General features: G+C 52.3%; 21 protein-coding genes. 7 read left to right on the forward strand and 14 right to left on the reverse strand.

Translation table 11 applies throughout. The features are described from left to right. The first annotated feature begins 19 nt into the window (after positions 1–19). Positions 20–862 (forward strand): YihY/virulence factor BrkB family protein, encoded by an 843-nt coding sequence (locus tag CO251_RS04815; protein WP_158246182.1) that lies wholly within the window; start codon positions 20–22, stop codon positions 860–862. Here the strand turns inward: CO251_RS04815 and CO251_RS04820 are convergent. Further along, positions 850–2,064 (reverse strand): DUF445 domain-containing protein, encoded by a 1,215-nt coding sequence (locus CO251_RS04820; protein WP_103374675.1) that lies wholly within the window; start codon positions 2,062–2,064, stop codon positions 850–852. The two genes, CO251_RS04815 and CO251_RS04820, sit on opposite strands and share 13 nt — an antisense overlap. A 201-nt stretch (positions 2,065–2,265) precedes the next feature. On the opposite strand from CO251_RS04820, the gene CO251_RS04825 reads away from it, so the two are divergent. Beyond that, positions 2,266–2,751, forward strand: a complete 486-nt coding sequence (locus CO251_RS04825) for an inorganic diphosphatase (protein WP_103374676.1) — start codon at positions 2,266–2,268, stop codon at positions 2,749–2,751. Here CO251_RS04825 and CO251_RS04830 read toward each other — a convergent pair. From CO251_RS04830 to CO251_RS04840, 3 genes are read right to left on the reverse strand one after another with little or no spacing between them, the layout of a single operon-like run. After that, on the reverse strand, positions 2,748–3,881 hold the full coding sequence (locus CO251_RS04830; protein WP_103374677.1) for an aromatic acid exporter family protein: 1,134 nt from the start codon (positions 3,879–3,881) through the stop codon (positions 2,748–2,750). The two genes, CO251_RS04825 and CO251_RS04830, sit on opposite strands and share 4 nt — an antisense overlap. 29 nt (positions 3,882–3,910) lie before the next feature. After that, positions 3,911–5,278: an amidase gene (locus tag CO251_RS04835; protein WP_103374678.1), complete on the reverse strand. Its 1,368-nt coding sequence runs from the start codon at positions 5,276–5,278 to the stop codon at positions 3,911–3,913. Further along, complete coding sequence (locus tag CO251_RS04840; protein ID WP_103374679.1) at positions 5,275–5,457, reverse strand: hypothetical protein; 183 nt, start codon at positions 5,455–5,457, stop codon at positions 5,275–5,277. Before CO251_RS04840 ends, CO251_RS04835 begins: the two co-directional genes overlap by 4 nt. 111 nt (positions 5,458–5,568) lie before the next feature. Here CO251_RS04840 and CO251_RS04845 point away from each other — a divergent pair, with 111 nt between their 5' ends. Continuing rightward, positions 5,569–6,006: a MaoC family dehydratase N-terminal domain-containing protein gene (locus CO251_RS04845; protein ID WP_158246183.1), complete on the forward strand. Its 438-nt coding sequence runs from the start codon at positions 5,569–5,571 to the stop codon at positions 6,004–6,006. Further along, positions 6,006–6,434 carry a MaoC/PaaZ C-terminal domain-containing protein gene (locus CO251_RS04850; protein WP_103374681.1) on the forward strand — a complete coding sequence of 143 codons (429 nt, stop codon included), beginning with the start codon at positions 6,006–6,008 and terminating at the stop codon, positions 6,432–6,434. The genes CO251_RS04845 and CO251_RS04850 overlap by 1 nt, the downstream gene beginning before the upstream one ends. Here the strand turns inward: CO251_RS04850 and CO251_RS04855 are convergent. The 3 genes from CO251_RS04855 to CO251_RS04865 form a co-directional block, all read right to left on the reverse strand. Then, positions 6,370–7,167, reverse strand: coding sequence for a type II CAAX prenyl endopeptidase Rce1 family protein (locus CO251_RS04855; RefSeq protein ID WP_103374682.1), 798 nt, complete (start codon positions 7,165–7,167; stop codon positions 6,370–6,372). The genes CO251_RS04850 and CO251_RS04855 overlap by 65 nt on opposite strands. Before the next feature lie 97 nt (positions 7,168–7,264). Next, positions 7,265–8,218, reverse strand: a complete 954-nt coding sequence (locus CO251_RS04860) for an aldo/keto reductase family protein (RefSeq protein WP_103374683.1) — start codon at positions 8,216–8,218, stop codon at positions 7,265–7,267. 26 nt (positions 8,219–8,244) lie between these two features. Next, positions 8,245–9,822: a peptide chain release factor 3 gene (locus CO251_RS04865; RefSeq protein ID WP_103374684.1), complete on the reverse strand. Its 1,578-nt coding sequence runs from the start codon at positions 9,820–9,822 to the stop codon at positions 8,245–8,247. Between the two features lie 139 nt (positions 9,823–9,961). Between CO251_RS04865 and acnA the strand changes: the two genes are divergently transcribed. Further along, positions 9,962–12,664 carry an aconitate hydratase AcnA gene (acnA, locus tag CO251_RS04870; protein WP_103374685.1) on the forward strand — a complete coding sequence of 901 codons (2,703 nt, stop codon included), beginning with the start codon at positions 9,962–9,964 and terminating at the stop codon, positions 12,662–12,664. Between the two features lie 66 nt (positions 12,665–12,730). Further along, the gene (locus tag CO251_RS04875) at positions 12,731–13,531 is read left to right on the forward strand and encodes an SDR family oxidoreductase (protein WP_103374686.1); all 801 of its coding nucleotides are present in this window, start codon (positions 12,731–12,733) and stop codon (positions 13,529–13,531) included. Between the two features lie 370 nt (positions 13,532–13,901). Here the strand turns inward: CO251_RS04875 and CO251_RS04880 are convergent, their stop codons facing one another. Genes CO251_RS04880 through CO251_RS04890 form a run of 3 tightly spaced genes read right to left on the reverse strand, consistent with a single transcriptional unit; the run spans position 13,902 to position 16,422 of the window. Beyond that, complete coding sequence (locus tag CO251_RS04880) at positions 13,902–14,675, reverse strand: hypothetical protein (protein WP_103374687.1); 774 nt, start codon at positions 14,673–14,675, stop codon at positions 13,902–13,904. Further along, positions 14,672–15,616: an ABC transporter ATP-binding protein gene (locus CO251_RS04885; protein ID WP_207654615.1), complete on the reverse strand. Its 945-nt coding sequence runs from the start codon at positions 15,614–15,616 to the stop codon at positions 14,672–14,674. The genes CO251_RS04880 and CO251_RS04885 overlap by 4 nt, the downstream gene beginning before the upstream one ends. Before the next feature lie 14 nt (positions 15,617–15,630). After that, entirely contained in the window at positions 15,631–16,422 is a 792-nt protein-coding gene (locus CO251_RS04890) for a dioxygenase (protein ID WP_158246184.1), read from the reverse strand. 459 nt (positions 16,423–16,881) lie between these two features. Here CO251_RS04890 and CO251_RS04895 point away from each other — a divergent pair, with 459 nt between their 5' ends. Next, positions 16,882–18,609, forward strand: coding sequence for a peptide ABC transporter substrate-binding protein (locus CO251_RS04895; RefSeq protein WP_103374689.1), 1,728 nt, complete (start codon positions 16,882–16,884; stop codon positions 18,607–18,609). A gap of 109 nt (positions 18,610–18,718) precedes the next feature. Here the strand turns inward: CO251_RS04895 and CO251_RS04900 are convergent, their stop codons facing one another. The 4 genes from CO251_RS04900 to CO251_RS04915 all read right to left on the reverse strand — a co-directional run bounded on the left by CO251_RS04900 (position 18,719) and on the right by CO251_RS04915 (position 21,953). Further along, the gene (locus CO251_RS04900) at positions 18,719–18,901 is read right to left on the reverse strand and encodes a hypothetical protein (protein ID WP_103374690.1); all 183 of its coding nucleotides are present in this window, start codon (positions 18,899–18,901) and stop codon (positions 18,719–18,721) included. Positions 18,902–19,136: 235 nt separating this feature from the next. Then, positions 19,137–19,928: an enoyl-CoA hydratase/isomerase family protein gene (locus CO251_RS04905; RefSeq protein WP_103374691.1), complete on the reverse strand. Its 792-nt coding sequence runs from the start codon at positions 19,926–19,928 to the stop codon at positions 19,137–19,139. 20 nt (positions 19,929–19,948) lie between these two features. After that, complete coding sequence (locus CO251_RS04910) at positions 19,949–20,713, reverse strand: enoyl-CoA hydratase/isomerase family protein (protein WP_103374692.1); 765 nt, start codon at positions 20,711–20,713, stop codon at positions 19,949–19,951. Between the two features lie 64 nt (positions 20,714–20,777). After that, positions 20,778–21,953: a dihydrolipoamide acetyltransferase family protein gene (locus CO251_RS04915; RefSeq protein WP_103374693.1), complete on the reverse strand. Its 1,176-nt coding sequence runs from the start codon at positions 21,951–21,953 to the stop codon at positions 20,778–20,780. Positions 21,954–21,965 lie beyond the last annotated feature (12 nt).

The raw sequence follows: 21,965 nt of genomic DNA on the forward strand, positions 1-21,965 counted from the left end.
CATGATAGGAGCGGTGCGGTTGAAACAATGGATCCGGTTTGGGAAGGAATTGTTACGCCGTCTCGCACGCGATGATATGCCCGCTTATGCTGCAGCTTTGGCGTACAAATTCTTATTCGCCTTATTTCCTTTAGTGCTGTTTCTTACAGCACTCCTCGGGTTTTTGCACATAGCCGGGGGTGTGACAAAAGTCGTGCGTCCGCTCGATGCCGTGATTCCCCCGGCGGTATTGCATTTGTTGCAACGTAGCATTGTCGAGGCGGTGCATCACGAAAATCCTACCGTGTTGTCGCTAGGCATTGTGGGCTTTTTGTGGGGCATGTCAGGCGCGTTTTTAGGCTTGATGGATGCGTTTAATCATGCCTATGAACTGCCCTACCCTTATCATCGATCTCTATGGCATCGCTATAGCGTAGCCATAGGCACAGGAGTCATCGTAGGGATGCTATTTATTGCGGTATTAGTCGTTGGTACGGGCGGATCCGAGGCGACTCGTTGGGCGCTTGCACATCTGTTGCATTGGCCAGTGGACCAACAGGTTTCCATAGCGATTCACTGGATCCTCCTTCTGGTCCTTCTCGTCCTTAGTTTGGACATTCTTTATACAGTTTTGCCGGACGTGGGATTACGCTTTATGATACTTAGACCCGGCACGATATTGGCCACCGTGGTGTTTTTGGTCATGTCCTCGTTGTTTTCTTTGTATACCAGCCATTTTAATACCTACAATAAGATGTATGGGAGTTTGGGTACGGTAATTTTGCTACTCCTCTATCTCTATTTTTTTGCGCTTGCGATCTTATTAGGGGCAGAACTTAACGCGATGACCGGCCATCATCTGCATAAACCTCATAAAAAGTGAATCACGACTGCCAACAAGAGCCCTACAAGTCCGCCGACTAAGGCGCCATTCACCCGAATCCACTGCAAATCCCGCCCCACATACCATTCCAATTTATCAATCCACTCATGTTCGTCCATGTGGCGTAAATTATCACGGACAAGCCGACCGATAACCGGATGATATCGGCGCAGCAAGGACACGGTGGTCCGCTTAATCAATCCCTCCAGCATCTCTTGTTGCTCAGGATGGGTGCGCAAGCTGTCCGCCATATCTGTCATGACATCGCTTATCCCACCCCAAAGGCTTTCACGGTTCAGCTGGGTACGCAGTTCGACCATGACACGCGCCACCGCCCGCTCCCAAGGGATATGGCTCACTAAATCATCTTTTGCTGCCTCAATGCGGTCCCTTAAGCCCGTATCATCCCGAACTGTCATCATAATGCGCACTAAAGCCAATTCAAATTGCTCAAACGCTTTATCCGATTGTAACCAGTCAATCAGTTGGGTTTTGACCGTGACACTGAGATCTTTATAATCCACTGTACCCAAGGATTCCAAGAGCCCTAGGACAAGCTTTTGGGTGGTGGTTTTCGTGTATTTTTCCAGCATGTCCTTCAAGCGATTTTCCATGTCTTCAGTAAATTCCACGCTATTGAGCACCTGAACCACGTGATGCGCGAGGAACTTGAAAAAGGCGCGATCATTCTCCGACTGGATGAGCCATTTGACGAGGCTGACAATGTAGTCAGAAAGATTGACGGTGTGGGCTCGTTCCGTCGTAAAGTGTTCTAACGACGATGCAATTTTTTCTTCGGGAATGAGGTCAAGCAGTTGATTGGCCGCATCCGTTAAAACCCGCTGAATTTCAGGAGAGGGAGAGGATTGTAAGAGGTGTACTAATTGCTGGCTGATCTGCAATTTCTCGATGTTGGATTCTATGAAGCCAACCGACAGCAATTCTGTTTCTACCAACGTTGCCAAGGCATCAATGATGCGGTCGCGATTGGCGGAGATAATCGATGTGTGCGGTAGCCATTTAATGCCTAAAGGATGACGAAACAAGGCAGTTACCGCATACCAGTCCGCCACCCCTCCTGCTAGTCCCGCTAACGCCATCGATTCGAGATAAGGGGCCCACACGTGTCGATGGAAAACTAGCGCTGTTAAAAACAGCACCAGCGCAATCCCTAAAGTCATGTTGGCCCAACGTCGTTGCACAGCATTCCCTCCACCTGCTATCTTACCCAACTCCCGAGATTCCGCAAAGGGCTGGGCCGTCATTACCGCTATCATACGCCTAAGGCCCATCGTGGGACATTGATTTTTGTTAGAACATCTCGCACAATACAAAGTAGATGGGTAATTAGCGAGGGTCAGAGCGTCATTTGTCTGCCATTCGCGATGAGGAGGAATTTTTTAGTGGTCATTGATGTCGTAGTGGAAATCCCCCGTGGAAGTCAAAACAAATATGAAGTGGATCATGAAACGGGACGGATTAGGCTCGACCGGGTGCTCTTTTCGCCCTTTCACTATCCGACCGAGTACGGCTTTGTGGAAAACACCTTAGGCGAAGATGGTGACCCCATCGATGTGATGGTACTCATGTCGCAGCCGACCTTTCCGGGCTGCATTGTACGCAGCCGTCTAGTCGGGGTATTAGAGATGAGTGATGAAAACGGCGTAGACAATAAAATTTTAGCAGTCGCCGTCGATGACCCCCGGATGAATGGCATTGAGACCATTCATGATGTTTCTCAACATACGCTCAAAGAAATTGCTCACTTTTTCGCGACATATAAAGAGTTAGAGGGCAAAGAGTCGCATGTGGGCGGGTGGCAGGATCACGAGAGCGCGGAGCGCATTCTCAAAGAAAGCCAAGAGCGTTTTGCCAAAGGCCAACATTAAGGGCGTTCGAGTTCTTGCTCAGCGGGAATCACCAACGGAATTAATAGGCGTGACGAAACAAGCAGGTCTTGCGTCATTTTTTCCACATCCGCTAACACGGCGGCTAGGTCTAACCAGTCGACCTCAGCATATTGTACGTTCTGTGCCAACAGGTGTCGCAGATGCGACGCCTGTTTTAATGTCCGCTCCATCTGCCATGCCGCGTGTGGATCCCGCCTAATTATGATGCGGGAATAGGTTTTAAGGGCCTGACTCATTAGTGCTAAGAGGTCTCCTAATCCTGTCGCGATGGCTTTCGGTAAGGAGGCGTAAGGATGGTCAACGTTACGCTCTACGGTGACAAACAAGCTGCGGGCAATGCCGCGCACTTGCGTCAACGCGTGCTCCAATACGGTTGCCGCCTGACGCAAGGTTTTCAGACGTTGCCTACGGCGTTTGGCCATGACATTCCACTTCAAGCTTTTCTCTGCTTGCCGGATCGCTTGTTTGACATCCTCGAGGGCTTGATCCAGCCGACGAGCGTGGCTTAAATGATGGCGGGCATGCGTAGAGTCTAGCCCCGAAATAAGGTCTTGGCGAATCGCCGACAGCACATCACACACGTCCTGGTTTAAGATCGTTAGAGCGTGCTCAGCGGCCGGTGTCGCATCCGGGGGCCAAATTAAGGCATTAATCCCAATGGCGACGATAACACCGACAGCCGTATCCAGGGCGCGAATCCACGCATATTGCGGGGCCATTCGTCCAACGGTCATCACTAATAATGCTGTGATAGCGACTTGCGGAATCCCTTGTGCACCCATGTGCAGACGGCTGGCCAAAAAGACGGCACCGTAGACAACCAGCCCGACCGACCATGCCGTCAAGTGAAAGAAATATCCGGCGCCCACAGCGACCAAAATACCGGCGGCTACCCCAACCACCCGCTGCACACCGCGCGCGATGGATTCCGCGACGGTCACTTGTAAGGACAGGATTGCGGCTAAAGGGGCAAAATAAGGGCGCGGCGTGCCAAAAACGCTTTGAGCCACAAACCACGACATGCCTGCCGCAAGCCCGGTTTTGAAGACTTGGGAATTAGTGCCTTGTTCAAGAATTGCGCGGATCGTGCGCCACTGTATCGGTATCATGAGCGTAGCATGATACGCTGCCGCGTCCGCTATCCCTCTTCGACTAGACGCTGCCACCGGTGAGCTAGGGCTAAGATGGCAAGGTCTTGGCCGTAGTCGCCGACCACTTGGACATTGACCGCAAGTCCTTCGGCATTAAGCGCGGTCGGAATCGTCACCGCAGGTAATCCCAGCAAATTGAATAATGAAGTAAACCATACCAACAAATTGCGGATATCTGCCGGTTCGTGGTCGTAACCTTCCAGCGTATGAACCGTGAGCTCCGGAGCATAGACGGGGACGGTGGGCAAAATGATGGCGTCATATTCCCCTTTTTGAAACCACGCATGGTAGGTCTGCATCAATTCTGTGCGGGTGCGCAAAGCTTCTATATACTGTACTGCGAGATACGTGGACCGTGAGACCAGACGCTCGCGCACATCCGGTTGATAATCCCACGGCCGCTCCTTTAGCCAACGCCAGTGGTAATTGGCGGCTTCTGCCCCAATAATAACCAGCTGAGCCGCCCGAATGCGGTCCACATCCGGTAAGGGACCCCGCACTACCTCCATGCCGGGCTGAAGACGTATCCACTGCTCGACGGATTCTTCAAAGCGCCGGTTAAGATCGCGATCCAGCGCTTCCCATTGGGGCCCTTGTGGCCAAAAAATGCGTCTTGGAGGAATCAGCGATTTCGCCCGCAGTTGATCGATATTCCCTGTTCGAGGATGACTTATGGCCTCAAGGACCAGGACGATGTCCTCAACAGACCGGGCTAAAGGACCGACATGGTCGAGTGTCCATGCTAAGGGGATCACCCCTTCCCGGCTGACGACGTCGTAGGTGGGTTTAAAGCCCGCAATGCCACACAACGCGGCAGGAATCCTAATCGAGCCCCCGGTATCCGTGCCCAAGGCTGCCGGCAATAATTCAGCCCCTACAACAACAGCAGATCCCCCGCTCGATCCCCCGGCCATGCGATCAGGCTTAGCAAAATGCCGTACGGGGCCAAAATATGAACTGGTACTGGTCGGGCCAAACGCAAATTCGTGGAGATTTAATTTGCCAATATCCACATTGGCACCGGCTGCCCGTAAGCGCTCGACCACGGCCGCATCGCGTTGGGGACGGTAATCACGCAAGATGCGCGATCCGGCTGTGGTCAACACGCCTTGGGTTTCAAATAAATCTTTGAGTCCAACGGGGATCCCGTCCAGAGGGCCCAATGGCTGGCCTTGGCGAAACCTTTTCCACGCAGCCTGGGCTGTGTTGCGCGCACGCTCAAAGTCTACCGAGATAAAGGCATTTGTTTGGGCTTGGACAAGCGGCTGTTTTTCTTGAATGCGCTCAACTAAGGAAACCGGATCATCGCGGCCTTCCAAGAAGTTCCGGTGCAACGCCAAAATCTGACTACTCATCGCGTACCCTCCCACGTTGCTTTGGGCAAAGGCGACACCGGTTCATAGCAATTCATGGCCTGGGGTGTTAAGGTTTTCACAATGAAGGACATGCCTGCTTGTGTCCACAAATCCTGCGCGTCTGTTTGCACGCCAAGGATTTGAGAGATCATCGCAGACGCATTAGGCCCATTATCCATAAAAAATCCCCTCTCTTGTCTGCTTTCTGGATGTATTATACAATGCCTCTGGCCTAATGCCGCTTTTAACGGACCGGCAACACCAAGTCATGATGCGAATGAGGGATGAAGATGCCCTGGACCGATGATCTCATCGGACGCCAATCACCACAAACACACCATCACATCGATCGGTGCACTATTCAACAATTTGCACGCGCCTTACGTCTAACGTATGCACCTTACTTTGACCCCGAAGCGGCCCGTCAGATGGGATATTCTGATGTCATTGCTCCCCCCACGTTTCCTTTTACTTTAACAGCTGCTCCCATTGAAGGATTGGATTTACCACCAAACGGTATCATTCATGGCGAGCAACAGTTTGCATATGGCGCACCTATAACCGCAGGCGATGACATTACCGTCACCAGCATGGTTCAAGGCATTAAACGGCGGGCCAACATGGTGTTTCTCACCATCCGGACCCAAGGGATTAACCAACAAGGCAAGATGGCCTTTACGGCCGAAAGTCTCTTTATTATTACGGTGTCTAGCCAGGAGGTGGGTTAATGTCGCTCCCCAAATCGCTTGGTCCCATCGAGGTGGACGTGACGCGTGCCCAGCTGGTGCAGTATGCGGCCGCATCGCAAGACTTCAATGCCATCCATTACGACACGCAAGTGGCACAATCCTTTGGACTGCCTGGTGTGATCGTCCATGGCATGCTGACAATGGGCGTATGGGATGCACTTTTCGTCCCCCTCTATACCCAAGGTTACCAGCTCACGGCCTTACAAGCACGGTTTCGGCAGGTACTGCAACCGTCTCAGACCATCATCTTGTCTGGAGTGATTGAATCAGCGGACCAAGGGGTGCGCGTCAAGCTGACGGCAACCGCACAAGGCCAGGACAAGCCCGCGGTGACCGGTGAGGCTAGGTTTTCGCAGACCGCATCCACCAATCACGAATCACCGATGCCGTCAAGCCCAGCACAATGAGCATGGTCATTCCGACTAGCCAAAAGTCATGAACGGCAAAGCTTCGGGAAGGGCCAAAGGTCAACACCATCGCCATTGTATCCATAAGGATATGAGCTAGGAGCGGTACAACAACGTCTCCTGTGGCCATCATAAACAAGACCCAAGGCAAAACACTAAGGCCTATGGTCCACATCGTCCAAGGCCCCCAAAAGGGTACATGCCACAGTCCAAATAAGGCCGCCGTCAGCATGGCAACGCCCCCGCGTTGCCATGCGGTAGTTGGCCGGAGAAACTTCCACACCGTGGCCATGGCACCAATTAATAAAGCATTTTCGACCGGCAACACTAACGGAAACTGCCAGAGCATTCGCACCGCCGTCTGCCAATTCATACGACTGAGACCCGGTTGTTGGGGGTTGAAACCCAATATTTTTTGAGCGAACGCGCCCAAGGCCATGCTGGCAACCAATAATAAGAGACTTTCTGCCACCGTCGCGTCTCGCCATCGCGCTGTTTTGACGATCTGCGGAACAAAGGGCCAACTGATCAGCGTAAATAGCAAAAAGCCATAACTATAGCCGGCAAGGCTGCTTTTGGACCAGTGTGACAAAACTAACACCGCTATTGACCCCAAAGCCGTCGCGAGAAATAATCGCCATAAGGGCAAAGGTCTGACAAGTGTCTGAAATCCAGGAGGTGGCGGCCCAAATACGCCGGGCCAATAGTTCCTCCGTGGTTGTGGTTTTTTCATAACGTCACCCCGTACATGCATAAGCAATCCGCGTCGTTGTTATGCCAACTAAAAAGGAGCTCCCTGTTAGGAGCCCCATTTGGTGAGATGAGAAGGCTTACTGCAGAATTTGCTCAATACGGTCCAAAGTCTCTGGAGCCAATTGCACCCCGACGGCCTTAACATTTTCCGTGATTTGTTCGGGGCGCGAAGCCCCAATGAGGGCACTGGAAATGCCGGGCTGTCGTAATACCCACGCGAGAGCCAACTGGCTTAACGTCAACCCTAGTTCTTGGGCTACGCCCATCAACGCTTCGATCTTGGTTAAATGCTCTTCGGTCAGGTAGCGCGTAATAAAATGGCTAACTTCTTTCGTGGCGGCCCGAGAACCTTCCGGTGTCGCTTGGCCCAACCGATATTTCCCGGTCAATAACCCTTGCGCTAACGGCGAGAAGACGACAACTCCAATGCCGTTTTGCTCACATATCGGTAAGACGGCTTGTTCAATATACCGCGAAAACATATTGTAGACCGGCTGGCTAGCGCGAAGGGGATGCAGGCCCATCGCATTTTGTACACTGACTGCTTCGGCAATACGCTCAGCGGGCCACTCGCTGATTCCCCCGTAGCGAATTTTGCCAGCCCTGACTTGATCGTCAATGGTCGAGAGAATTTCTTCCATTTCGGTATCCGGGTCATACCGGTGACAATAAAAGATATCGACGTAATCCGTCCCTAATGCCGTAAGACTTTGGTCTAGCTGCGCGATTAAGTGCTTGCGGCTCAATCCTCGATCATTCACGCCTGGTCCCACCGGCCAAAAGGCTTTGGTGGTTAACACATAGGAATCCCGCGCATATGGTGCTAAGGCTTGGGCAAGAAACCTTTCGGCTTCATGAGGAGCGCTGCCGTAGACATTGGCGCAATCAAAATGGTTAATCCCTAGGTCATAAGCGTGATGGATGCATGCTTCCGCAGTTTTTTGTTCGGTCACGGTCCCATAGGTCAACCAACTTCCAAGGGCAATCTCTGACACCTTGATTCCTGCTTTGCCTAGACGACGATAGTTCATGATAAATCCTCCTATGTTGTGGATAGTTAAGGGGTGTGAATCGCTTCGGGAATGTGGTCCGACGATTCGTATAAATGCATCGACGGTACTTTCTCTTGAAGGCGCGCTAACGTATAGGGATCTTCGACTAACAGCACCGGACGATTTTCCGTATCTAACAAGATTGTGGCTCTGTCAAAGCGTCCAAGTTCTGGCCACGGGCCATCAATCCACCGCGCCATGGTATAAGGTAAAGGCCGAATATTTACGTCGACCCCGTATTCATTTTTCATACGGTACTCCAAGACTTCAAACTGTAACGGTCCGACCACGCCTAAAAACACTTGGGGGCCGTTATCTGTAGGGTGAAAAACCTGAATTAACCCCTCTTCCGTCAATTCTTTCAGACCACGTTGGTACTGCTTATGTTTCAGCGCATATTTCAGTTCGACTTCAGCAAAATGCTCCGGACTAAAACGGGGGAACCCCGTGAATTCAAATGCGGACCCTTCGGTCAACGTATCGCCTATATGAAAGAGACCTGCATCGTGCAAACCAATTACGTCGCCCGCATAGGCTTCCTCGACAATAAAACGGTCCTGGGCCAGAAATTGCTGCGGTTGATTCAGGCGAATCACGCGTTGCGTGCGCACATGCGTCACGGCCATGCCGCGTTCAAAGCGTCCCGAAGCAATCCGCACAAAGGCAATCCGATCTCGGTGCTGCGGATTCATATTGGCCTGAATTTTGAATACAAATCCGCTGAAATGAGGAGATTCTGGAGGCACTGGTCCTTGTTGGCTCATCCGGGGTGTGGGCGGCGGCGCCAGTTCCAAGAAGGTATCCAAAAAGTTTTGAACTCCAAAATTGGCAATGGCGCTACCAAAAAACACCGGACTTAGTTGACCCTCATTAACCCGTTCGGCCGCAAAGGTTTCGCCGGCCTCTGCCATCAATTCCAAGGCGTCACGGAGCTCCTGCCTTTGGTCTTCAGGTACCTTGTCACCCAATGCGTTGAAATCCATGCGCTCATACGCTTGGTGTTCTCGATCAAAGTACTCAAAATATCCTTGGCGTACATCGTAAATCCCCCGAAAGTCTAAGCCCATTCCGACCGGCCAGTTCATCGGAAACGTCTGAATGCCAAGAACCCGCTCAATTTCTTGAAGAAGGTCCCATGGGTCTTTTCCTTCCCGGTCTAGTTTGTTGATAAACGTGAAGACCGGGATATGTCGCTTGGCGGCCACCTCAAAGAGCTTGATGGTTTGAGGTTCTACCCCTTTTGCGGCGTCAATAACCATAACCGCACTATCGGCGGCCAATAAGGTGCGGTAAGTATCTTCGCTAAAATCTTGGTGGCCAGGTGTGTCCAATAAGTTGACACGGTAGCCATTATAGAAGAATTGTAGGACCGTGGATGTTACCGAAATCCCGCGTTGCTGTTCAATCGCCATCCAGTCGGACCGTGCATGGGCTTGTTGTCGGCGCGCCTTAACGGCCCCTGCTTCGCGAATGGCTCCTCCAAACAGCAATAATTTTTCGGTTAACGTCGTTTTTCCCGCATCGGGATGGGAAATGATGGCAAACGTCCGTCCTTGTTTAATTTTTTGTTCCAGACTCGTCACGCAATCCGCCCCTTCAATTGGCCTAACCCCTTAAATTATATCATTGTGCAGAAAAAGCTACACGTCGCACGACGCGCAAAGTGGTTTACAATAGTCGTGGTCAATTCTGTCTAGACAGTCAAAGTTGAGGTGGCAGACATTGGAACATACAGCATATGATCCATTTAATGCGCGTGTCGTGACGACGTTCGAAGGACAACGTGTCGTCTATTATCGATTGAGTGCTCTCCAGGGATTGCGTTCGTCTCCCCTAGACCGCTTACCTTATGCGATCAAAATTTTACTCGAGTCGGTTTTGCGGCAGGTCGATGGCCACCAAATCACGGTCGACGATGTGGGCCGGTTAGCTAACTGGAATCCGCAGAATCCAGAATCCCTTGGCGAGATCCCCTTTAAGCCGGCGCGGGTGGTGCTTCAAGACTTTACCGGGGTTCCCGCTGTGGTAGACTTGGCCACCATGCGGGATTACGTGGCTCAAGCGGGCCATGACCCGAGCCAGATTAATCCCCTAATTCCGGTTGATTTGGTGATTGACCATTCGGTGCAAGTGGATGCCTTTGGCACCCCGTCCGCAATGACCGTCAATATTGACAAGGAGTTTGAGCGCAACAATGAGCGTTATCGTTTGTTGAAATGGGCTCAAGGCGCTTTCCGCAACTTCCGTGCCATCCCACCTGATACCGGCATTGTGCACCAAGTCAATTTAGAATATTTAGCGTCTGTGGTGGCTTCCGTGGAGGGACCCGACGGGCGTGTGCTATTTCCGGACTCCGTGGTCGGTACGGATTCCCACACCACGATGATTAATGGATTAGGGGTTTTGGGTTGGGGTGTCGGCGGAATTGAAGCGGAAGCCAACATGCTAGGACAACCCCTCTACTTCGTTACGCCGGCCGTGGTCGGATTCAAGATGACGGGAACTCTGAAAGAGGGCGTCACCGCCACAGACCTCGCGCTGACGGTGACCAATATACTTCGCGCCCACGGAGTCGTGGGGAAATTTGTGGAGTTTTTTGGTCCTGGTGTTGCCCAAATGGGACTAGCTGACCGTGCCACCGTGGCCAATATGGCACCGGAGTATGGAGCGACCATGGGCTATTTCCCGGTTGATGAGGAGACGCTGCTCTACTTAAAGCAAACAGGCCGCGATCCCCAGCATGTCCGGCTAGTCGAGTGGTATTTGAAAGAACAAGGATTATTCCGCACGGCGCAAAGCGCTGACCCCGAATACTCTGAAGTGATTGAACTCGACTTAAGCACTGTCGACGCCAGCTTAGCCGGACCGAAACGGCCTCAAGACCGCGTGAACCTCAGCGCGATGCCCAAAGCTTTTGAAGACGCATTAGCCGCTGATACTGCTCAACGAGGGTTTGGCCTATCCGCAGCCGACAGGCAAAAACAAGTCTCCGTACAGTGGGAAGATGGATCCCAAGAAATACTTAGCCAAGGTGCCGTGGTGATTGCTGCTATTACCAGTTGTACCAATACGTCCAATCCCCACGTTATGATCGGAGCGGGTTTGCTCGCCAAAAAGGCTGTCCAGCGTGGGCTCAAGGTGCCGCGGTACGTCAAGACTAGTTTGGCGCCGGGATCACGCGTGGTGACTGAATACTTACGGGCAGCTGGGCTCTTGTCCTATTTGTCATCGTTGGGATTTGAAGTGGTTGGCTATGGTTGCACTACGTGTATTGGAAATAGTGGGCCCTTGCCTAATCCCGTAGCGCAAGCGATTTCCTCTAACGATATGACCGTGGCGGCTGTTCTTAGCGGCAACCGTAACTTCGAAGGTCGGGTTCATCCTCTCGTCAAGGCCAACTATCTCGCCTCTCCCCCGCTGGTTGTGGCCTACGCCCTCGCGGGTACGATGCGAATCGACTGGAGCCGGGATCCCCTTGGCCAAGATCGGGAAGGTCGTGACGTCTTTTTGAAGGACATTTGGCCTTCTAATACTGAAATTCACGAGGCGCTGACGCAAGCTCTCAAACCGGAGTTATTCGCGCAACAGTACGCACAAATTTACCAAGCCAACCCCTTGTGGAACCAATTGCCTGAAATGCAAGGTGACATTTACCAATGGGATGCGGCGTCGACGTATATTCAAAAACCGCCGTTCTTTGAGAACACGCAATCGCCCGGATCTGTGATTGAAAACGCCCGAATTCTGGCCCTTTTTGGAGATTCCGTGACAACCGACCACATTTCTCCTGCGGGCAACATTGCCCTTAACAGTCCGGCGGGCCGCTACTTACAAGAACACGGGGTAGAGCCCAAGGACTTTAATTCCTATGGGTCACGACGTGGCAATCATGAAGTGATGATGCGGGGGACGTTTGCCAACATTCGTATTCGCAATGCCATGGTTCCGGGTACGGAAGGCGGCTTTACGCAGTTTATTCCGACCGGCGACGTTTTGCCCATTTATGATGCGGCTATGCGGTATCAAGAGGCCCAAACGCCCCTCGTGGTCTTTGCCGGTAAGGAATATGGAACAGGCAGTTCCCGGGACTGGGCCGCTAAAGGCACGAAACTGCTCGGCGTCAAAGCGGTTATTGCGCAAAGTTTTGAGCGTATCCACCGCAGTAACCTGGTCGGCATGGGTGTCTTGCCGTTGCAATTTGCTCCGGGCGAATCATGGCAGTCTTTAGGCATTAAGGGAGACGAACAGGTCACCATTACTCTGCCCCACGACCTTGCTCCGGGAGCTGCCGTGACGGTTCAACTGACAAGCCCTGATGGGACGGTGAAGACGTTCACTACAACGGCTCGCCTCGATACCCCAGTCGACGTGGAATACTACTATAACAACGGAATTTTGCAGACCGTACTCAATCAAATTCAATAAAACGGCGGGGCATCATGGCTTATCCGGCCATGGTGCCCATGCGCGTAGAAAAAAGCAGAAAGGACAATGATGCGCTCTCTCAAAGGACAGCGGGTCCTTATCACTGGAGCCTCTGGCGGTCTCGGACAAGCTTTGGCATGGGTTTTAGCGGAACAAGGGGCTCATGTGGCCCTGGCCGCAAGGCGACTAGAGCGACTTCAAGAGCTGCAGGAGGCGTTGCAGCGCTCAGGCTATAAGGCCGTAGCTATTTCCCTAGATGTGACGGACGCAGATGCTGTAACCTACGGTCTGCACCGTACCGTGGAAGCCCTAGGGGGATTGGATATCTTGGTGAATAATGCCGGTCTAGCTTACTTTGGTAGTGTATCGACCATGGCCCCCCAAGCGATGGCCACGCTGGTGGCCACCAACATCTACGGAGCACTCTACACGAGCCAAGCCGCCGTACCCTATCTCGAGACGTCTCGGGGCATGATTGTCAATATTTCCTCTCCCCTGGCCAAGCGCGCCTTTCCCTATGTGTCTTTCTATGCGGGAACCAAAAGTTTTCTTAATGCGGTGTCCGATGGCATGCGTTTAGAACTGAAAGCGCGTGGGATTCATGTCTTAACCTATATGGCTCCCGAAACCGCTACGGATTTAGCTCAGCATACACTTCATGCACCGGGTGTCACCCTTCCTCCAATCCGCCGACGCTTAGCTGACCCCCGTCATGTTGCCTTGCAGATCAGCCGTGCCATTCGCCACGAACGGCGTGAAGTTATGGCCAGTCGTTTCTTTGTGGCATTAGGGCTTATGATGCCGGGGTTGGTCGATTGGCTACTGTATCATGCCATGGTAAGGCGTTATCGCCACGAAAATTTTTAGGCTTCCTCGAAATCATAAGCTAATTCCATTCCAATGCGGGTACAGGCTAAGAAAACCCTATTTCTTCGCGAAGGTTAGCGCTTCGCCGCCGCGTTGGATAGGGCGAATTATGCACGAAGCCGCTACCTCCTTCGGTCCCGGGAGGACGCGAACGGATCACGCAGCCAGTGCGCCGATGGAGAGAACCCCGGCGACTGGGACGCGTCTTTACGCCCCCGTCTAGGAGTGGGACATTCTGGACGCGTGAACCGAGCAGCACGAAAAGCGTGATCGCTACTTGTAAACCTTAATGCTCCTTGGGACGCCCGACCATCACACCGGTGGGGTCCCATGGTTTCTGATCGCAAAGGCCCCGATAAAATGAGAGGCTTTAATAATGGCCGAGCGTGCCGCGGCGCCTGACGAAGCGCTCCGCGCCAATAAATCCCATAACACCGGTTAACATCCATATGACCATATTAAATCCCGCACTGAGCCATAACGAGGGAGGCACGGGCGCGGTCGTTTGCAGCACATGGCGAAGCAATGCCACTTGGGCAGTAAAAGGCAGCAATACCGCTAGGATATGCCACAGCCACCCCGGGTCGTGGCCGAGCGGGATCATTATCACGAACAATAACAAAAATTGTACAATATTGAGCACTTGGCCGATCCGCTTAAAGATTAACGCAATGCCGGCAACCAAGAGCCCTAACCCCCAAGCTGTGATGAGCGTCATCAAAAATGGTTCAAGAGCTTCGAGGCGCCACACAAAACCAACGCCAGTCAAGGCAATCATGGCGCACACCACCATGACAAGCGGTATCAAAAACACTACAATGGCCATCAAGGCGCGCACAAGAAAGACCCACACGGCCCCTCGCGGCACCATCATCACCTGTTCCAAGGTGCCGTTTTGGGCTTCATTCTGCACCGACCATCCCATGTCGCCGGTTGCGCTCATCATAGTCATCCAGACTGCATAACCCACGACAATGGTCGACAAGCGGCCCGCACCGATAGGGGAATCCGTGATATACGACGCCCCATAAAAAAGACCCGCGAACACTAAGAACATCGTGAGAATGGACGAAAGCGTTTCCATGGGATAGCGTGCTGCTAAAATTAATGATCGCCGCCATTCCGCCTGCACAATGCTTCTCATGCCGTGGCCCCTTCAGTCAGAACTTTTTGCACGACTTCCGACAAATCCGCTTGATGGCGCTGGATTCGCGCAATGGGATGTGGACTTAAAGCAGCTATCAAATCATAAATACCGGCCATATCGGCGGCCTCGGGGACAAAGAGCAACGTGAGCGGATCGATCATTTGAATGCTACCTGGCACACCGCGTACCCGTTCAAGAATTTCCAGCGGCCATGGTTCTGCCCCCTCAATCGCGAAAAGAGGCTGGGAATATTGCTGCAATACCTCCGATGTTGTTCCTTGTAGGACCAATTGTCCCTGTCGAATGATCGCGATGCGATCACTGAGCTCTTGGGCGATATCGAGTTGATGCGTGGTTAATAAAATAGCGGTACCCTGTTGGGCTAACTCCCGTACCAGGCTTTTAATGGATGCCGCCGCCTCATAATCAAGGCCTAAGGTTGGCTCATCTAATAACAAGACCTGAGGGCTTGTCATCAGTGCTTGGCATAAGGCGGCTTTTTGCTGCATCCCGCGGGAAAGGGATTGCACTAGGCTCCGGGCACGATCGCCTAATCCCACGCGGTCTAACAATTCTTCAGCTCGGCTTTTGGCTGCTTTGCCGGTAATGCCTCGCATCGCTCCCCAGTATAAAAGATTTTCCATCACGGTCATTCGCCAGTACAAATTGCGGCTGCCTTCCAAAACAGCGCCCATTTGTTGAACCGCCGGGTCATGGTGTTGCCACAAATCGATGCCACCAATACGCACCTTTCCCGCATCCGGACGGATGAGACCGGCACTCATTTTAATCGTCGTGGTTTTTCCCGCCCCATTGGGGCCTAAAAATGCCAACACTTCCCCACGTGCAATCGAAAAAGTCACGTCTTGTACGGCCCTTCTCAGTCCCATTCGTGTCGGAAAAGTTTTGCTAAGATTGAGCACGTCTAAAATGGCCACCGCCTCCTCAGCTGTTAGACATCGACAAAACGCACAGTAGTTAAGGACACCGCATCAAATTCATCCTCTTCCGCCACAATCTCAGCGCGAAATTGGGGAAATGCCCCGGCCATTACGCGCAGCGGCAACTCGCCTCCTTCTGGCGCCGCAGCTTGTTTCCAAGGCTCTGGCGCATTCCATAAAGCATCCCATGTACCTTGTGCAAAGCTCATACGAGCCCGTGCAAGATATTGTTGCGCCGCCTTGGGCAAGGCATTTGTGGGCTGCGCCCACAAATCCAGACGGTGGATGAGGGAGCCCGTGGCGATGAGGACGAGCGTGCGCTGCTCACTCAAACGCCGCAGGATGCGTCCTAAGTGTTCATGGGCTGCCTCTCCGAGTTCTGGCGCAATAGAAACCGGAACGATTGGCACATTGGCCTGCGGAAATAGGTGTAATAGCGGGGACCACGCCCCGTGATCGAGTCCCCATTCTGTCGTGATCGCGGCCGGCAGATGTTCTTGGACGCATAAACGGGCCAGTTCTTCGGCAATATCTATGGCTCCTGGCGCTTGATAGGTGACCTGATAGAATTCCTGGGGAAATCCGCTAAAGTCGTATATTTGGCGCAATGGTGTCTGCGATACAATACCAAATCCCCCGCGTGTCATGAAGTGCGGAGAAATTGCGACGACCGCATCAATGGAACGCACGCTGGATAAAATGTTTTGACCGATTTGTTTTAAAGCTTCTTCCGTGGATTGATGGGTCACCCCCAAGTTTCCAATCAATGTGGGAGTATTGGGTGCATAGATTCCCATGAGCATTCTGGGCGCCTCCTCTAAGACTAATTCCGTGTGACTCCTCTTAGTGTACCAACAAATACCGTTGTCCGGCACGGCTTGCATAAGGCCGTCTTTTGTAGGCGACGGCATTCACTGCTGTTGAGCTGACCTTTTTCTCACGCAGGTGCGTGGAAGAGGTTGAGCACGGGACCCTTTATCGGCGTGTATCCTTCTTCGCTTAATGACACATTAATCGGTAGGTAGTGGCGACGAATTGATTTGCCATTCTGATATAAACTTGTTAAAAATCCCTCGCCCCACCAGCCGTTGTCATCCAGATAAAATATTGTGTCAAAATTCGAAGAGAATAGCAGGAATTCGACACGTGAAGTGCGAATGAATATTTATGCTTACTGTCTAGGAGTTTCTCTCCTCGAGCTATAGCATCTTGGCGCGGACATGGCCTATTTGTGTGACATCATTCACTGCGGGAGGTTTCTTATGCGACTCCGTCATTGGCGAAAAAAACTTCTATGGACCACGTCCTTAACACTAGCGACTGCTGTGACGGGATGCGGCACAACCAGCACCGCATCATCCAGCGCCCCCACTACGGCCGTTATTGCGCTACCCGTTCAAACCTCGCCCAGCTGGTGGTTTCCTGTGATTTCGAGCGCAGATTATGGCGACTCCAACTTCCAGATGAATGTGATGATGTATGTGCCGCTGATTCATATTTCACGCACAGACGGCATCGATTATAAACGGTCGTTGGCCCAGTCAGTCACCTATAATGCTCAAGGCACCCGTTACGTGATTACCTTGAATAAGAAATGGCATTGGAGTAATGGGCATCCAGTAACCGCTCAAGATGTTGTCTTTACCTGGAATGTTTTAAAAGCAGCAAGCACCGGGGCCTCCAATTTGCCATGGGGATACGGGGGGGCCGGTTCGGGAGGTGTGCCCACGCGGTGGACGTCAGTGACGGCCGCCGGTCCAGATACAGTCATCGTCACCCTTAATACGCCGTCGAACCCGAATTGGTTTATTCACAACGGCTTAGCGCAAATTGTGCCCGTGCCTGCTTCCGTGTGGGACAAACATCCTCATAATATGTTAAACGAGTTAAAGTATATCCTCTCCGTGGCGAATTCGCCATCCAATCCCGTGTATCATGTCGTGGATGGTCCCTATCAGTTTGATCAAATGAAGCCTAATGATTTTTGGTCGTTCACGCCTAATCCGTCGTATGATGGCCATAAATCAAGTCTTCAAAAGGTCATCTTTCAATACGAAAGCTCCGCGGCGACTGAGTTTCTGGGTTTGCGCAAGGGCACGATTCAGGTGGGCTATTTGCCGACCTCGGAGTGGAATGCGCGCCATGAATTAACGGCGGACAAGATGACGACCCCCTACCAATTTGGCTTTACGTTTTTGCAACCCAATTACAACGTCCAAGCTCCAGGAAAGCTAGGCCCCGTCTTTCAAAAGCTGTATGTACGCCAAGCTTTGGAAATGGGCATCGACCAACCCGCCATGATTCAGGCATTTTTCCATAATCAAGGCGTATTGGAAAATGATCCGATTCCTTCGCAGCCCAAAACCGTATTTTATGACGCCCAACTGTCTCATTTAATCTATCCGTTTAATCCTCAGCGTGGCAAAGCCTTGTTGGAACAACATGGATGGCATTTGCACAACGGCGTCATGGAAAAACATGGCGTTAAACTCGCGTTCACTCTGTTATATGTCTCGGGCAGCAACAGCGCAGCCAATATTGTGCAATTGGTCAAACAAGATTGGGCCCAAGAAGGCATTCAAGTGTCTCTCCAATCGGGACCCTTTGATCAAGTTTTGAGTACCGCCCAGCAATCCGATCCGCAAAAGTGGAATATGGCGTTTTGGGGTACGAGTAGCTGGACATATGAGCCAGACTACTATCCAACCGGAGGCAGCTTTTATCTAACTGGAGCGGGTGCTAACCAAGGTGGGTATAATGATCGCAATATGGATCGTTTAATTCTACGGTCCTATGCGCCTGGTACCCCGCAACAAATTCGCCAAGCCTTAGATGCTTATCTTAGCTATACGGCACACCAGCTGCCCGTACTATTTTTACCCTATACCCCGTCCTTCAACGAGCATGCCACCGATATTCATGGAGTGGTCGCGACCTATAACCCCATTACCACCTTCATGTATCCCAATCACTGGACCATTTCGGGTTAATTAGGACAAGCTGCCCCCTAACGGGGCAGCTTGTTATTTCGGTGCTCAAATGGATGAATTGCCGCGCAAACAGGATGTTACCAACCATATAGCGATCTTAAGCTCGCCCTTATGCGAGTTCCACAGAGGGCACCACCATCCGCCCCGCGACGATGCGCTGATACCAGCGCCATAACACTCGTTGTTTAATGGTTACAAGATGACTAGAAAAGTTCCGGGAGGCTAATTGTAGTAGCCGCCGTTCCAAGACCCGAATGATTTTATAAAAATCGCCTCGGTAAGACGTAAGCATTCCCCTCGTCTCGTCGAACATATGTCAATTCGGTCTATGACCGTTCTCTTGTTTATTATGCCATAGTTCGACGGCGAGGAAATGCCTAAAATTGATGACATTATTGTCCGACAGTAAATCGTCAGCCGTCAACGAAAGGGAGCGGACGCGTTTTAGTCGTCGCACGCCAACCCGCCCCGAGGCTAAACTCGCAGCGGCTAAAACGCGGCACGTCCCACGTTATGGACGTTAATGCTTAGCGCCCTACAAATCGTGGCGTTTCTTTATTTAAGAAGGCTTGCACCCCAATGTGGTGGTCTTCAGTAGCGGCTGCCGCTCGTTGCAGATGCAACTCAAACAACAGTTGATCAGAGAGCGAAGCATCAGTGCCCCGGTGCAAGGCTCGTTTAATCATCCCGACTGCGACTGGCGGCATGGCAGCCAAACGGTCGGCCAGCGCCTTGGTATCTGCTTCCAAATGATCCGCTTCCGTCATTTTTGACAAAATGCCCCATTGCAAGGCGGACGATGCGTCAATCACGTCTCCTAATAGCGCTAGTTCTAAGGCTTTGGCCATTCCCACGAGACGCGGCAAAAAGTAGGTGGAACCTGAATCGGGCACTAACCCAATTTTCACAAAGGCCTGCGAAAATTTGGCCTGAGGTGAGCCAATGCGGAAATCACATGCCAGTGCCAAAGACATGCCAGCCCCGGCACAGGCTCCTTGAATGCGACAAATAGTCGGTTTGTTGAGGTGATATAGCCGCATGATAAGGGGATTATAATAGCGGGCCACGTGCTCGCCAATGTCGACACTCTCATCGCGTCCCGCCACCTCTTTCAAATTTTGACCGGAGCAGAATCCTCGTCCACTGCCCGCCAGAATCACCACGCGCACAGCAGAATTGCGCTCGGCTTGTCCGAGTGCGTGATGTAGTTCGGTTAACATCTCATTGGTTAAGGCATTAATGGTCTCTGGTCGATTCAACATGATTTCTTGGATCGGACCGTCCGTCGTGACTACAATACTGTTATAAGTGTTGTCCATCCCTGACTCTCCCTTTTTCCTTAATGCCCCTCAAAATGTGGTGCACGCTTTTCCAAAAATGCTTGCATACCTTCGCGTTGGTCGTCCGTACTAAAAAGTAACGCAAACAGCCGTCGCTCGTGCTGCAAGCCTGCCTCTAGGGGTAAATCTGGCGCCGACAAAATGGCTTCTTTTGCTAACCGCACGGCAATCGGCGGCATCTTGGCTATTTTGGCTGCCAGACTTTTAGCCGCGGGTAAGACATCTTCAGCCGGAACCACTTGGTTCACAAGACCCATCCGGTAGGCTTCGTCGGCATCAATCGGGTCTCCTGTTAAAATCATTTCCATCGCACGCATTTTGCCAACGAGTTGCGTTAACCGCTGCGTGCCGCCTCCCCCAGGAATCACCCCAATTTTAATTTCCGGTTGGCCGAAGTGCGCGTTATCCCCGGCAATGACCATATCGCATGCCATCACCAGCTCCAAACCCCCACCTAACGCCCATCCGGAAACGGCTGCGATAACCGGTTTAGGGAATTGGCGCAAGGCATCGAAGCGATTAATGAGAGGAGAACGTAAGACATCGGCGGCCGATTGATGCGACAATTCAGCAATGTCAGCGCCCGCCGCAAATGCTTTGGGACTGCCGGTAAGAATGACCACGCGCACCGCGTCGTCATGCGCGAGCGCGGCCAAACGATCTGTGAGATCTTGCATGAGCGCAGAACTGAGGGCGTTGAGCACGTCCGGTCGGTTTAGTTGTAATATGGCAATGCCGCCCTCGCGACTCTCTAAAATATTCATATATCTCGTCCCTTCTTATTTCTTTTAAATAACTGCTCGTGTCACGCACGGCTTTATTGTGCCATTAGTGCATATACCGTAAAAGTTGATACGGTTCCTGCATGAGCGTCTTCAAAAATGCCAAACTTTTTGAAGCACGCACCCCGTCCATCACACGATGATCAAATGTGAGACTCAGGTACATGATGGGGCGGTCTTCATACCCGTGGTCGGTTTTGCGAGGTTCATAAACAATCGGATACATGCCCACGATACCGACCTCCGGGGCATTAATAATGGGCGTCGCAAACAACCCGCCTAGTTGGCCGCCACCGGTCACGGTAATCGTCGATCCCTGCATTTTGTCCGCACTTAACCGTTTATGGCGCGCATCATCGGCCAGACGGTGAATGTGTTCCGCCAGTTCGGTTAGCCGCAAGGTCTGCGCTTCTTTTACGACCGGAACGATGAGACCCATTTCGGTATCCACCGCGACGCCCAAATGCACGGATGGATAAAGATACAGGGTCTCTTGCTCCCAGCGTGCGTTAAGTTCGGGAAATTCTTGAACCATGATGCAGACCGCCTTAGCACACATCGCCAGGTAGCTGATTTTGGACTCACCCTGCCCCTCCAGGCTTCGGTTGAGTTGGGTGCGCATGGCCATGAGTTCGGTCGCATCGATACGGTCAACTACCGTAACCTGCGGGATATTGCGCACGGAGTCGAGCAAGTGGGCCGCGATACGTTGGCGCATGCTGCTCATGACCAGGGGGCGCCGTCTTTCATCCGCGTGCGGTAGGGACGTTGGCTCCTCGATTGTCTTCGGCGCAGGAATATCCGCAGGGACAATACGTCCGCGCGGCCCGGTTCCCTTAAGGGTGGTTAAGTCAACACCCGCTTCTTTGGCTAAACGGCGGGTAAAGGGGGCTGCGCGCACACCGCCTTCACGGTTGTCCATAAGAAGGGGCCTTCCTTGGGGCGTCTGCTGTGACGCTTCAGGGGGCACCTCATTCCCGTCTTGACCATCGTCAATCCAGACCAACGGCGTTCCCACAAGAACGCGTTCCCCCGGCGCCCCGACGCACTGCATCACGCGTCCGGCCACCGGGGCAGGCAGCTCGACGACCGCCTTGTCGGTTTCTACTTCAACTAAAGGTTGGTCCAAAGCGACGATATCGCCAACGTGCACAAGCCACCGGATAATTTCCCCTTCCGTGGTGCCTTCGCCGACATCAGGCAGCTTAAACGCATACGCCACAGTGCTCCCCTC

The sequence above is a fragment of the Sulfobacillus sp. hq2 genome (genome assembly GCF_002903155.1).
Classification (GTDB): domain Bacteria; phylum Bacillota; class Sulfobacillia; order Sulfobacillales; family Sulfobacillaceae; genus Sulfobacillus; species Sulfobacillus thermotolerans.

Coding starts and splice junctions, on each gene's coding strand:
- CO251_RS04875 (WP_103374686.1), top strand. CDS start 12,731: ATGATGCGCTCTCTCAAAGGACAGCGGGTCCTTATCACTGGAGCCTCT.
- CO251_RS04845 (WP_158246183.1), top strand. CDS start 5,569: ATGCCCTGGACCGATGATCTCATCGGACGCCAATCACCACAAACACAC.
- CO251_RS04880 (WP_103374687.1), bottom strand. CDS start 14,675: ATGAGAAGCATTGTGCAGGCGGAATGGCGGCGATCATTAATTTTAGCA.
- CO251_RS04850 (WP_103374681.1), top strand. CDS start 6,006: ATGTCGCTCCCCAAATCGCTTGGTCCCATCGAGGTGGACGTGACGCGT.
- CO251_RS04855 (WP_103374682.1), bottom strand. CDS start 7,167: ATGAAAAAACCACAACCACGGAGGAACTATTGGCCCGGCGTATTTGGG.
- CO251_RS04835 (WP_103374678.1), bottom strand. CDS start 5,278: ATGAGTAGTCAGATTTTGGCGTTGCACCGGAACTTCTTGGAAGGCCGC.
- CO251_RS04900 (WP_103374690.1), bottom strand. CDS start 18,901: ATGCTTACGTCTTACCGAGGCGATTTTTATAAAATCATTCGGGTCTTG.
- CO251_RS04830 (WP_103374677.1), bottom strand. CDS start 3,881: ATGATACCGATACAGTGGCGCACGATCCGCGCAATTCTTGAACAAGGC.
- CO251_RS04890 (WP_158246184.1), bottom strand. CDS start 16,422: ATGCTCATGGGAATCTATGCACCCAATACTCCCACATTGATTGGAAAC.
- CO251_RS04860 (WP_103374683.1), bottom strand. CDS start 8,218: ATGAACTATCGTCGTCTAGGCAAAGCAGGAATCAAGGTGTCAGAGATT.
- CO251_RS04905 (WP_103374691.1), bottom strand. CDS start 19,928: ATGGACAACACTTATAACAGTATTGTAGTCACGACGGACGGTCCGATC.
- CO251_RS04840 (WP_103374679.1), bottom strand. CDS start 5,457: ATGGATAATGGGCCTAATGCGTCTGCGATGATCTCTCAAATCCTTGGC.
- CO251_RS04895 (WP_103374689.1), top strand. CDS start 16,882: ATGCGACTCCGTCATTGGCGAAAAAAACTTCTATGGACCACGTCCTTA.
- CO251_RS04910 (WP_103374692.1), bottom strand. CDS start 20,713: ATGAATATTTTAGAGAGTCGCGAGGGCGGCATTGCCATATTACAACTA.